Origin of the sequence: Faunimonas pinastri (assembly GCF_900110915.1) — a bacterium.
Taxonomy (GTDB): Bacteria; Pseudomonadota; Alphaproteobacteria; order Rhizobiales; family Afifellaceae; genus Faunimonas; species Faunimonas pinastri.
Map to the genome: position 1 here is coordinate 60,828 of NZ_FOFG01000015.1, position 12,873 is coordinate 73,700.

The window sequence follows — 12,873 nt, forward strand, 5'->3', positions numbered from 1 at the left end:
GTTTGCGCGAGGTCAGGAGCCCTTGCCGCCGCATTTGCCGGTCGCGACGTTGAAGTTGCCGCACGACATCGGCTTGCGCCAATCGGAGATCAGGTTCTTGGAGTCCGGCAGGTAATCGGACCAGGCGTCGCCCACGACTTCACCCTTGGTCTGCCAGACGACATCGAACTGTCCGTTGTCCTGGATTTCGCCGATGAGAACCGGCTTGGTCAGGTGATGGTTCGGCATCATGGTGGCGTAGCCGCCGGTCAGGTTCGGCACGGTCACGCCGACCATGGCATCGATCACCGCGTCCTGGTTGGTGGTGCCGGCCTTCTCGACCGCCTTGACCCACATGTTGAAGCCGATATAGGCGGCTTCCATCGGATCGTTGGTGGTGCGCTTGTCGTTCTTGATGAACTTGTGCCACTCGTCGATGAACGCCTTGTTCTCCGGCGTGTCGACGCTCTCGAAGTAGTTCCAGGCGGCGAGATGGCCGACCAGGGGACCGGTGTCGAGACCGGCAAGCTCTTCCTCGCCGACGGAGAAGGCCACGACCGGCGTGTCTTCCGCCTTCACGCCCTGGTTCGCCAGTTCCTTGTAGAAGGGAACGTTGGCATCGCCGTTGATGGTGGAGACGACGGCGGTCTTGGCGCCCGATGCGCCGAAGCTCTTGATCTTGGAGACTTCCGTCTGCCAGTCGGAGAAGCCAAAGGGCGTGTAGTTGACGATGATGTCTTCCGGCTTAACGCCCTTGGATTGCAGGTACGCCTGCAGGATCTTGTTGGTCGTGCGGGGATAGACGTAGTCGGTGCCTTCCAGCACCCAGCGCTTCACGCCTTCCTCGTTCATGAGGTAGTCGACGGCCGGGATCGCCTGCTGGTTCGGCGCGGCGCCGGTATAGAAGACGTTGCGCGAGCTCTCCTCGCCTTCGTACTGCACGGGATAGAACAGGATGCTGTCCAGTTCCTCGAAGACCGGCAGCACGGACTTGCGCGACGAGGAGGTCCAGCAGCCGAACACGGCGGCGACCTTGTCCTGGCTGATCAGCTGACGGGCCTTCTCCGCGAAAAGCGGCCAGTCGGAAGCCGGATCGACGACGACCGGCTCCAGTTTCTTGCCGAGGAGACCGCCCTTCTTGTTCTGCTCGTCGATGAGCATGAGCATGACGTCTTTCAGCGTCGTCTCCGAAATCGCCATCGTGCCCGAGAGCGAATGCAGCACGCCGACCTTGATCGTGTCGTCGGCGGCCAAGGCGCGCGTGGCCGTGCCCGCCATCAGGCCGGCAATGGCAAGGGCGCCCAGAATGCGGCCTGCGCCGATCCCGCGCCTGAAGTTGTTCAATCCCCCGGAAAACATGATGCCCCTCCTCGAAATCCAGCGAGCGGCAGCCTCTCGGGGCGCCGCTTGGGGATCAGTGTGGAGCGGATCCTGCGGTGCAGCATATACGTCGATTAACGTAGGCCCGGACGCGCCGGACGGGCGCTTAGGCGTTTGCGCCGCAAGGACCGCGCGATAGAGTGCGCGAGCGGCACGGGCTCGCCTCCGCACGAAATCACACGGAACGTCATGGCAGGACGCCAGCGCATTCTTCCGGTCCGGCGGGACTATAATCGCTGGGTCGCCAACCAGACGCTGGAGGATTACGCGCTTCGCTTCACCGCCAAGAGCGCGCGTCGCTGGTCGCCTTTCCGCGTCGGGCAGACTGCCATGGGCGCCATCTCGTTTCTGGCGCTGGAAGCGATCGGCGGCACCGTCACGTTGACCTGCGGGTCGACCAACACCATCGCGGCGATCCTCGTCGTCAGCGTGATCCTGTTCGTCACCGGCCTGCCGATCAGCCGTTATGCCGCGCGCTACGGCGTCGATATAGACCTGCTGACGCGCGGCGCGGGCTTCGGCTACATCGGCTCCACGGTCACCTCGCTGATCTATGCGAGCTTCACCTTCATCCTCTTCGCCATCGAGGCCTCCATCATGGCCTCGGCACTGCAGCTCTGCTTCGGCGTACCGCTGGCGCTCGGCTATATCGTGAGCTCGCTGGCGGTGATCCCGCTCGTGATCTACGGCATCACCGTAATCAGCCGCTTCCAGCTCTGGACGCAGCCCTTCTGGATCGTGCTGAACGTCCTGCCCTTCGCCTTCATCGCGCTTCACGACTGGCCGGCGGTGGTGGCGTGGACGCGGTTCGGCGGGACGGAAGGGTTTTCGGCTGGCGGCTTTGACCTCCTGCGTTTCGGAGCGGCCGCGTCGGTCATCTTCGCGCTTTTTCCGCAGATCGGCGAACAGGCCGATTTTCTCCGCTTCCTCCCCGCGCGAAAGAAGAAGCGGGACCCGCGCTGGACGGCGGCGCTGATGATCGGCGGCCCCGGCTGGATCGTGCTGGGTGCGCCGAAGCTCCTGGCCGGATCGTTCCTCGCGGTGCTGGCGCTCCGGGCCGGCGTGCCGCCCATGCATGCGGGCGAACCCGCAGAGATGTATCGGGTGGCCTTCGAATACGTCATCCCGTCCGCCCGCGCGGCGACGATCCTGACCGTCGGCTTCGTCGTGATCTCGCAGCTCAAGATCAACGTGATGAACGCCTATGCCGGTTCGCTCGCCTGGTCGAACTTCTTCTCCCGGCTGACGCACAGCCATCCCGGCCGCGTCGTCTGGCTGGTCTTCAACGTCACCATCGCCTTGCTGCTGATGGAGCTCGGCATCTATGGCGCGCTGGAGCGGACGCTCAGCCTCTTCGCCATCGTGGCGGTCGCGTGGCTCGCCGCCGTGTCATCCGATCTGGCGATCAACAAGCGGCTCGGGCTCAGCCCGCCCGGCATCGAGTTCAAGCGGGCGCATCTCTACGACATCAACCCGGTCGGCGTCGGCTCCATGCTGGCGGCGACGGCGGCGGCACTGGTTACCTTCTCCGGCTGGCTCGGCCCCTTGCCGCAGGCGCTCTCGCCCTTCGTGGCGCTCGTCGTCGCCCTTATCCTGGCGCCGGTGATCGCGTGGGCGACCGGCGGCCGCTTCTATCTGGCACGCAAGCCGAGGGCGCAATGGGCGACGCTGACGGAGATCCAGTGCAGCATTTGCGAGCATCATTTCGAGCCGGAGGACATGGCGTTCTGCCCCGCGTATTCCGGGCCGATCTGCTCGCTCTGCTGCTCGCTGGATGCGCGCTGCCACGATCTCTGCAAACCGCAGGCGCGGATGCAGGCACAACTTATCGGCGCACTCGGCTCCGTGCTTCCGGCACCGGCCGTGGCGCGGCTGAACTCGGGCGTCGGCCAGTATCTCGGCATCCTGACGCTTTCGGTCGCGGTGATCAGCACGATCCTGTCGCTGATCTACTGGCAGGCGACGGTCGGCGGTTCTGAATTCGCCGAGATCATCGGGCGGACGCTCTGGGCCGCGTTCTTCTTCCTGCTGATCGTCGCGGGCATCGCCGCGTGGTTCTTCGTGCTGGCGCAGGAAAGCCGCCGCGTGGCGCAGGAGGAATCGGCGCGGCAGACGACGCTGCTGCTGCGGGAAATCGAGGCGCACCGGCGCACCGACGCTGAATTACAGCGCGCCAAGGAGGTGGCGGAAGCCGCGAACCGCGCCAAGAGCCGCTACGTCATCGGCCTCAGCCATGAACTCCGCACACCGCTGAACGCGGTTCTCGGCTATGCGCAGGTGCTGGAACGCGACCCGGCGATCCCGTCGGCACGGCAGAACGGCGTGCAATCCATCCGCCGCAACGCCGAGCATCTCTCCGGCCTGATCGACGGCCTGCTCGACGTCTCCCGCATCGAGGCGGGGCGGCTGCAACTGCATCAGGATGAAATCCGCATCCGCGAGTTCCTGGAGCAACTTGCCGACATGTTCCGCCCGCAGGCACAGGCGAAGGGTCTCGCTTTCGAGGTCTCGCTGCCGGAAAACCTGCCGCCGGTCATCCGCTCCGACGAGAAACGACTGCGGCAGATCCTGATCAATCTCCTGTCCAACGCGATCAAGTTCACCGAGCGGGGAGAGGTCGCCCTCCGCGTAAGCTACCGCAATCAGGTCGCCGGTATCGTCGTGGAGGATACGGGGCGCGGCATCCGGCCGGAGGACCGGCAGCGGATCTTCGAGCCTTTCGACCGCGGCACCCTGCCCGGCGCCCATTCCGCGCCGGGTCTGGGGCTCGGACTGACCATTACCAAGCTGCTTTCAGAGCTGATGGGCGGCGACATCAACGTGACGAGCGAGATCGGCAAGGGCAGCACCTTTCAAGTCCGTTTGATGCTTTCCGCCGTGAACAATCCCTCCGCCGCGCCAGCCTCGACGCAAAGGATCAAGAACTATCGCGGCGCGCGGCGGACGGTGCTGGTCGTCGACGACGACCCGGACCACCGCGAGCTCGTGCGCGAAATCCTGATACCGCTGGGCTTCGTGGTGCTTGCCGCGCCCGATGCCGCCGCCGCGCTGGATCTCGTCGCCGAGCTTCGGCCGGACGTCTTCCTGCTGGATATCTCGATGCCCGGCATGAGCGGCTGGCACCTCGCCAGACGGCTGCGCGCCAGCGGGCATGAAGACGCGGCGATCGTCATGCTGTCCGCCAATATCGGGGAAAGCCTGCCGGAAGGGGCCGGCGATGACGCAGGTGGCGATGCCCATGACGACGCCTTGCCCAAGCCGCTGCAAATCCGCCGCCTGCTGGACAGCCTGCAGCGGCTGCTCGATCTCGAATGGATCGAGGAAAACGATGCGCTCCCGGCGCCGCCGCCGATTTCAGCGGCCCCGCGCCCAGAACCGGGCCCCTCGCTCGTCGCCCCGGAACAGGTGGAAGAGCTGCTGCATCTCGGCCGCATCGGCTATGTCAGGGGCATCGAGGCAAAGCTCGACGAGATCGCCTCCGAGCCGGCCAATGACGATCTGGTCATCGCGCTGCGGTCGCGCGTGCGGAACTTCGACTTCGCCGGTTATGCGTCCATCCTGAAGGAAATCGGCCATGGTCGGTGACCCCGGGAGCGCCCGCGACATGGTACTGGTCGTGGACGATTCGCCCGACACCCTCCGCTTCCTGACCGACGCGCTGGAGCAATCGGGCTGCACCGTGCTGGTTTCGATCGGCGGCGAGCAGGCGCTGGCGCTGGTGGAGGAAATCACGCCCGACGTGATCCTGATGGACGCCGTGATGCCAGGGCTGGACGGCTTCGAGACGTGCCGCCGGCTGAAATCGATGGGAGCCCTCGCCCATGTGCCGGTCATCTTCATGACGGGCCTCAGCGAGACGGAGCACATCGTGCGCGGGCTGGAAGCCGGCGGCGTCGATTACGTCACCAAGCCCATCGTGCTCGACGAGCTCTTCGCCCGCATCCGGGTCCACCTCGGGAATGCGCGGGCGGCGCAGAGCGCGCGCATGGCGCTGGACAGCGCCGGCCGCTTTCTCTTCGCCGCCAATCGCGCCGGTCGCATCCAATGGTCGACGCCGCAGGCACTGAAGCTGCTTGCGTCCTTCCTGCCGCCGGACGGAGCCGACATGCTGCTCGATGGCGTGCCTGGAGACTGGATCCGGCAATTGCCCGCGACCGGGTCGGCGGCCGATCTCACCGTCTCCGAATCCGGCCCACAGCTGCAGTTTTCGCTGATCGGCAGCGTCGGGCCGGACGAACTGCTGATCCGCCTCACCCGCCTCGATAGCGCGGACGAGCAGGCGAGCCTCCGCAGGAGCCTGCCGGTGACCGCCCGCGAGGCGGAAGTTCTGCTATGGATCGCGCGAGGCAAATCGAACCGCGATATCGCGGAGATCCTCGGCCTCAGCCCGCGAACGGTGAACAAGCATCTGGAGCAGATTTTCGAAAAGCTGGGCGTCGAGAACCGGGCGTCCGCGGCGGTCGTCGCCATGAAGGCGATCGCGGGCGGCTGATCTTCCCTCGGCGACACGAACTGGTGATGGAAAGTTTTCCTCAACTTCGCGTTGATCGGATTCGATCCTCCAAGCCCCGTCTCAGGCGCTCCATGACCGACGAACCCCGTTCCCGCAAGATCGTCCGCTGGGGTCTTCCGCTTGGCGTCCTCGTGCTTGCCGTCGGGGGTTATTTCGGCTGGTCGCACTTTCACGGAAAGAGCGGTCAGGGCGACCAGCAGGCGCAGTCGGGACAAGGCGGCGGCTCGGGTGGCGGGAAGAAGGCCGGCAAGGGCGGCGGCGGCAAGGACGATGCTTCCGCCCAGTCCGTGCCGGTGACCGTGAGCGCGGTCTCGACCAAAGACTTCCCGGTCTATTTCGACGGGATCGGCACCGTACAGGCCTACAACTCCGTGGCCGTGCGCTCGCGAGTGGACGGACAGATCGAAAAGCTCGCCTTCAGCGAAGGGCAGATCGTCCAGCAGAACGACGTGCTGGTGCAGATCGACGCGCGAACGTTCCAGGCGGCGCTGGACCAGGCCAGGGCCAAGCTCGCGCAGGATCAGGCGAACCTCGGCAACGCCCAGCGCGATCTTTCCCGATATCAGGAACTCGCCAAGAGCGACGATGCCTCGCGCAAGCAGGTCGACACGCAGTTCGCCACCGTGAACCAGCTCAAGGCACAGGTGGATGCCGACACGGCGTCCGCCGACAGCGCCGCGATCCAACTGAGCTACACCACGATCCGCGCGCCGATCACCGGCCGGGTCGGCTTCCGCGGCGTCGATCGCGGCAACATCGTCCACGCCACGGACACGGACGGCATCCTGACCATTGCGCAGATCCAGCCGATCTCCGTGCTTTTCACGATGCCGGAGGACCAGCTGCCGGCAATCGACAAGGCCATGACGGCGGGCGCCGTGCCGGTCACCGCGCTCAGCTCCGACGGACGCGAGACGCTTGGACAGGGCAAGCTGGAGGTGATCAACAACCAGGTCGATACCTCCAGCGGCACGATCCAGATCAAGGCTACCTTCGAGAACAAGGACCGGGCGCTCTGGCCCGGCCTCTCCGTCAATGTCCGCGTGCTGGTACAGACGCTCAGGAATGTCGCCGTCATACCGGAGGGCGCCGTGCAGCATGGGCCGGACGGGCTCTTCGCCTTTCTCGTGGGCGATGACAACAAGGCCAGGCGCCAGCCGATCAAGGTCCGCCAGCAGGGCGAAGGCGAAGCCGTTCTGGACGGCGGCCTCAAACCCGGCCAGCGCGTCGTCACGGACGGGCAGTACCGCGTGAAGGACGGCGCTCCGGTGCAGCCCAAGGATGCGGAAACGAAGACGGCGGAAAACGACAGCCCCGGCGGCGCCGGCAACAAGCAACAGGCCGCCCCGGCCCCGAAGGCGGAGTGAGTATGAAGGGCGGCGGCATCTCCGGTCCGTTCATCCGGCACCCGATCGCCACATCGTTGCTGATGATCGGCATCCTCTTTGTCGGCCTGGTCGCCTATCCCAAGCTTCCGGTCGCCCCGTTGCCGCAGGTGGATTTCCCGACCATCCAGGTCTCCGGAAATCTTCCCGGCGCCAGTCCCGAGACCATGGCTTCCTCGGTGGCGCAGCCGCTGGAGCGGCAGTTCGCACAGATCCCCGGCGTCTCGCAGATCACCTCCACGAGCACGCTAGGCTCCTCCCAGATCACGGTGCAGTTCGACCTCGACCGCGACATCGATTCCGCCGCCAACGACATCCAGGCGGCGATAAACGCCGCCGGTGGCCAGCTGCCGGAGGACCTTCCGAGCCCGCCGACCTATCGCAAGGTGAACCCGGCGGATTCGCCGATCCTCCTTCTGGCGGCGACCTCCGATACCCTGCCGCTCACCGAGGTGGACGACAACGTCGACACCAAGCTCGCGCAGCAGATCAGCCAGATCGCCGGCGTGGCGCAGGTGTTCATCGGTGGCGAGCAGAAGCCTGCGACCCGTATCCAGATCGATCCCGCCAAGCTGGTGAGCAAGGGTCTGTCGCTGGAGGACGTGCGCACCCAGCTCACCATGGCGACCGTCAACAGCGCCAAGGGCAGCATCGACGGCAGCGCCCGCAGCTACACGATCTACGCCAACGACCAGCTGACGAAGTCGCAGGACTGGAATGACGTCGTCATCGCCTATCGCAATGGCGGGCCGATCCGCGTTCGCGATATCGGTCAGGCCGTGCGCGGGCCGGAGGACGCGAAGAAGGCCGCCTGGGCCAACGGCAAGCGTGGCGTTTTCCTGGTGATCTTCAAGCAGCCGCGCGCCAACGTCATCGACACGGTCGACAAGATCAAGGCGGAGCTGCCGAAGCTGGAAGCGAGCATTCCTTCGGCTATCCAGATTTCCGTCCTCAGCGATCGCACGGAAACGATCCGCGCGTCCCTGCATGACGTGCAGTTCACGCTGCTGATCACCATCGCGCTGGTGGTGATGGTGATCTTCCTGTTTCTGCGCAGTCTCTGGGCGACCATCATCCCGAGTATCGCCGTGCCGCTGGCGCTGCTGGGCGCCTGCGCGCTCATGTGGCCGGTCGGCTATACGCTCGACAATCTCTCGCTCATGGCGCTGACGATCTCGGTCGGTTTCGTCGTGGACGACGCAATCGTCATGCTGGAGAACATCACCCGCTATGTGGAGCAAGGCGAGAAGCCCTTCGACGCGGCGATCAAGGGCGCGGGCGAGATCGGCTTCACCATCCTCGCGATCAGCATCTCGCTGGTCGCCGTGCTGATACCGTTCCTCCTGATGGGCGGCATCATCGGACGCCTCTTCCGGGAATTCGCCGTCGTTCTCACCATGACGATCCTGGTTTCTGGCGTGGTGTCGCTGACGCTCACGCCGATGATGGCCTCGAAATTTCTTGTGAGCGAGAAGGAGGCGAAGCACGGCCGGCTCTACCGCTGGAGCGAGAACCTCTTCGAGCGGCTGGTGAAGGCCTATGGTCGCGCGCTCGACGTGGTGCTGCGCTTCCGTTTCATCACGCTTTGCGTGTTCCTCGCGACGATCGTGGCGACCGGCTTTCTCTACGTGAAGATCCCCAAGGGCTTCTTTCCGCAGCAGGATACAGGGCTGATCAGCGGCAAGTCCGAAGCGGCGCAGGACATCTCCTTCGCCGCGATGATGGCGAAGCAGCAGGAACTCGGCGCCATCGTCCAGAAAGACCCCGACGTCGCCAGCATCGCGATGAACATCGGCTCGGGCGGTGGCGGCGGCTCGGCGCTGAACGGCGGCAGCGTCTACATCACGCTGAAGCCGCGCGACGAACGCAAATCCACGGCCGAGGAGGTCATCGCCCGCCTTCGCCCGCAGCTCGACAAGGTGCAGGGCGCGCGGCTCTTCCTGCAGGCAGCGCAGGATGTCCGGGTTGGCAGCCGCTCCTCCCGCACGCAGTACCAGTACACGCTGCAAGGGCCCGATTTCGCCGAGCTCAACCAGTGGGCTCCGAAGATCCTGGACAAGCTGAAGTCGTTGCCGGAGCTCACCGACGTAGCGACCGACCAGCAGACCGAAGGCACGACGCTGACGCTGACGATCAACCGAGAGAAGGCGTCACGCTACGGGATCAAGCCGCAACTGATCGACGACACGCTCTACGACGCCTTCGGCCAGCGGCAGGTCGCCCAATATTTCACGCAGACCAACAGCTACCATGTGGTGCTTGAAATCCTGCCCGCGCTGCAGGGCGAGGTCGGCACGCTGGACAAGATCTACGTGACCTCGCCCACCACCGGATCGCAGGTGCCGCTCTCCACCTTCGCGCAGTGGACCACGGACCCCATCCAGCCGCTCTCCATCAGCCATCAGGGCCAGTTCCCGGCGATCACGATCAGCTTCAATCTCGCGCCGAACGTCTCGCTGGGCAACGCCACCAAGGCGATCGACAAGGCGCAGGCCGATCTGCGGATCCCGCCGTCCCTCACCACCTCGTTCCAGGGCAACGCGCAAGCCTTCCAGCAATCCCTGAGCACGATCCCGCTCTTGATCCTGGGCGCGCTGGTGGTCGTCTACCTGATCCTCGGCATCCTCTACGAGAGCTACATCCACCCCATCACCATTCTCTCCACCCTGCCCTCCGCCGGCCTCGGCGCGCTGGCGACGCTGATGCTGTTCGGCTTCGAATTCAGCCTCATCGCGCTGATCGGCGTGATCCTGCTGATCGGCATCGTGAAGAAGAACGGCATCATGCTGGTGGATTTCGCGATCACCGCGGAAAAGGAGCAGGACCTTTCGCCGGAAGAAGCGATCAAGCAGGCGTCGCTGCTTCGCTTCCGGCCGATCCTGATGACCACGATGGCGGCGATCCTCGGCGGCGTGCCGCTGATGCTGGGCCACGGAACGGGCTCGGAAATCCGCCAGCCTCTCGGCTATTCGATGGTCGGCGGGCTCATCGTCAGCCAGGCGCTGACCCTCTTCACCACGCCGGTGGTGTACCTTTATCTCGACGGCCTCTCCACCTGGCTGGCCAAGGTGTATGGCTGGAGGCCGGAGCGAGAGGAGAAGAAAGAGCCGCGCGTTGCTTCGGAAGGCGCGGCCGTTCCGGCGGAATGATCGCCGGGATCGTCTCCGGCGATCGTGGGTCAGTTCTGTTCTTCCGGCAGGATCGGCAGCGGGTGGAAGTCGATGCCTTCGTCGGCGAGTTCCTTCACCTCGTCCAGCGTCGCCTCACCATAGATGCCGCGCTGCTCGACTTCCTCGTAGTGGATCTTGCGCGCCTCCTGGGCGAAGCGGTCGCCCACATAGTCGGAGTTTTCCGTCAGCTGCTGGCGAAGCTTGCGCAGGGTCGCGACGATCTGCTCCTGCTGCGCGGCATGGGCCGCAATCCGCACGGTTTCCTTCTTGCGGGCGGTGGAGACAGCCGGCGCCATCAGCGCCTTTTCGACGTCCGGGCTGCCGCAGATCGCGCAAGTGACATGACCGGCGCGCTGCTGCTCATCGAAGGAGGCGGATGAGGCGAACCATCCTTCGAATTCGTGCTGGTCGGGGCAGACGAGGGTGAACTTGATCATGATGCAAGCTGAACGGCCGGAGGGGCCGCTTCGGGAGCCGTGAAGGCCCTTTCGTTGAGAAGAGAGGGAATGCGCTGGCGCGCGTCCGTGGATTGCGCGGGATCGATCTCGGCCAGGATCACTTCCGGCCCTTCGCCCGCGGCTTCGGCCAGCACCTCGCCCCACGGCGAGACGATGAGCGAATGTCCAAAGGTTTCGCGTCCGTCCTGATGCTTTCCGGCCTGCGCGGCGGAGATCACGAAGGCGCCGTTCTCGATGGCGCGGGCGCGCTGCAGCACGCTCCAGTGCGCCTCGCCCGTCTGCCGGGTGAAGGAGGACGGCACCGTCAGCACCGCTGCGCCCGCATGGGCCTGGGCGCGGAAGAGATGCGGAAAACGCAGATCGTAGCAGATCGAGATTCCCGCCCTGCACCACGGCAAATCGACGACCAGCGCCTCGCCGCCGGGGCTATAGACGGCGGATTCGCGCCAGCTCTGCCCGCCCGGCAGATCCACGTCGAAGAGGTGGATCTTGTCGTAACGCGCAAGAAGCTCGCCGGAGCGGCCGAAGACGAAGGCGCGGTTGGCGATCTTTCCATCGGGCAGCGCGATCGCCAGCGAACCGACATGCAGCACGATGCCGAGCTCCGCCGCCAGCGCCGAGAAGGCGCGGACGGAGATGTCCTCGTCTTCCCCGGCAAGCACGGCGCGGAGAGCCGCACGGTCGCGCTGGAGCAGGTTCGTCATTTCCGGCGTCTGGACGTAAGTCGCACCCTCGGCCGCCGCCTGCCGCACGAGATCGCTCGTGACGCGCAGATTCTCCATCGGGTCGGTGCCCGACCGAAGCTGGACGCATGCGGCGACGAAGGGTTGGCTCACCTCAGGCGCCGAGCATGGTGTCGAGTTCGCCACGCTGGTCTAGCGCGTAGAGATCGTCGCAGCCGCCGATATGCTTCCCGTCGATGAAGATCTGCGGGAACGTGGATCGGCCGCTGCGCTGGATCATCTCCGCGCGCTTGTCCGGCGTCACCGTCGCGTCGAACTCCTGATACTTCGCGCCCTTCTGTCCGAGCAGTCGCTTGGCGGCCGAGCAATAACCGCAGCCCTGGCGTGTATAGATGATGACTTCGGCCATCCGACCCATCCTTGATGATTTCGTGCGTCATATAGGTGAAGTGCGAAGGCTTGCCAAACGGCAGCATGCCTCCAGCGGGACCGATGTGAACGGTTATCGCAGCACGCGGGCAAAGGTGAGCACGTCCACGCGCGCCGCTCCCGCCCGCAGCAGCGCTCTCGTGGCAGCCTTCACCGTGGCGCCCGAGGTATAGACGTCGTCGACCAGGACCACGTGCCGCCCCTGCACGCGGATCTTCATGGCTTCCGGCACGAGGAATGCGCTCTGCACGTTCAGCCGTCGCTGGCTGCCGCTGAGACCCACCTGCTGGCGCGTCGCCCTGATGCGAACCAGCGTGCGGGCGTCGAAGCCGGTCGAAGTCATTTCGGCGATCTTTCGCGCCAGCACCGCCGCCTGGTTGAAGCGCCGACGCCAGAGGCGCCAGCGATGCAGCGGGATCGGTATGAGCAAGGTTTCCCCCTCCAGCAACTCCGCCCCGGCGCGTGCCATCGCGCGTGCCATGAAGGACGCGACTTCGGGCCGGTCGTGATACTTCAGCTGGTGCACGAGGTCCTGCGTGATGTCGCCGAAGGCCGTCGCGGCGCGCGAACGGTCGAAAGGCGGCGGGTCGGCAAGCGCTTCGGCGGATAGCACGGACGAACCGAGACGGTAGGCGAACGGCGTACCGTAGACCGGGCAATAGGGCTTCTCGATGAAGCGGATTTCGGACCAGCAACGCGCGCAAAGCGCATGCGGCTCGCCGACCGGTGCCCGGCAGGCGGGACATACGGGCGGCAGCAGCAGATCCAGAACGGCGGCGGAAAGCCCCTTCGTGGCGGTGCCGGCCTTGCGGAACGCGGGGCTGAACATGCATCCATGCTACCGCACGCCCATATGGAAGCAAGGCAGGCGCGATT

At 65.4% G+C, this 12,873-nt stretch carries 9 protein-coding genes; 4 read left to right on the forward strand and 5 right to left on the reverse strand.

From position 1 onward, the window contains the following. Window positions 1–12: 12 nt before the first annotated feature. Window positions 13–1,257 (reverse strand): urea ABC transporter substrate-binding protein, encoded by a 1,245-nt coding sequence (urtA, locus tag BMY25_RS17060; RefSeq protein WP_092498851.1) that lies wholly within the window; start codon window positions 1,255–1,257, stop codon window positions 13–15. A gap of 291 nt (window positions 1,258–1,548) precedes the next feature. Here urtA and BMY25_RS17065 point away from each other — a divergent pair, with 291 nt between their 5' ends. The 4 genes from BMY25_RS17065 (at window position 1,549) to BMY25_RS17080 (ending at window position 10,406) form a co-directional block, all read left to right on the forward strand. Beyond that, window positions 1,549–4,944 carry a hybrid sensor histidine kinase/response regulator gene (locus BMY25_RS17065; RefSeq protein WP_092498783.1) on the forward strand — a complete coding sequence of 1,132 codons (3,396 nt, stop codon included), beginning with the start codon at window positions 1,549–1,551 and terminating at the stop codon, window positions 4,942–4,944. Then, window positions 4,934–5,851: a response regulator gene (locus BMY25_RS17070; protein ID WP_092498785.1), complete on the forward strand. Its 918-nt coding sequence runs from the start codon at window positions 4,934–4,936 to the stop codon at window positions 5,849–5,851. Before BMY25_RS17065 ends, BMY25_RS17070 begins: the two co-directional genes overlap by 11 nt. 92 nt (window positions 5,852–5,943) lie before the next feature. Beyond that, window positions 5,944–7,239, forward strand: coding sequence for an efflux RND transporter periplasmic adaptor subunit (locus BMY25_RS17075; RefSeq protein WP_092498787.1), 1,296 nt, complete (start codon window positions 5,944–5,946; stop codon window positions 7,237–7,239). Between the two features lie 2 nt (window positions 7,240–7,241). Then, the gene (locus BMY25_RS17080) at window positions 7,242–10,406 is read left to right on the forward strand and encodes a multidrug efflux RND transporter permease subunit (RefSeq protein WP_092498789.1); all 3,165 of its coding nucleotides are present in this window, start codon (window positions 7,242–7,244) and stop codon (window positions 10,404–10,406) included. Window positions 10,407–10,435: 29 nt separating this feature from the next. Here BMY25_RS17080 and BMY25_RS17085 read toward each other — a convergent pair whose 3' ends face one another. The 4 genes from BMY25_RS17085 to BMY25_RS17100 form a co-directional block, all read right to left on the reverse strand. Then, window positions 10,436–10,864, reverse strand: a complete 429-nt coding sequence (locus BMY25_RS17085; RefSeq protein ID WP_092498791.1) for a DUF1178 family protein — start codon at window positions 10,862–10,864, stop codon at window positions 10,436–10,438. Beyond that, window positions 10,861–11,721 (reverse strand): carbon-nitrogen hydrolase family protein, encoded by an 861-nt coding sequence (locus BMY25_RS17090; RefSeq protein ID WP_255365516.1) that lies wholly within the window; start codon window positions 11,719–11,721, stop codon window positions 10,861–10,863. The genes BMY25_RS17085 and BMY25_RS17090 overlap by 4 nt, the downstream gene beginning before the upstream one ends. A 1-nt stretch (window position 11,722) precedes the next feature. Continuing rightward, on the reverse strand, window positions 11,723–11,977 hold the full coding sequence (gene grxC, locus BMY25_RS17095; RefSeq protein WP_092498795.1) for a glutaredoxin 3: 255 nt from the start codon (window positions 11,975–11,977) through the stop codon (window positions 11,723–11,725). A gap of 93 nt (window positions 11,978–12,070) precedes the next feature. Continuing rightward, window positions 12,071–12,826, reverse strand: a complete 756-nt coding sequence (locus BMY25_RS17100) for a ComF family protein (protein ID WP_092498797.1) — start codon at window positions 12,824–12,826, stop codon at window positions 12,071–12,073. Between the last annotated feature and the right edge of the window lie 47 nt (window positions 12,827–12,873).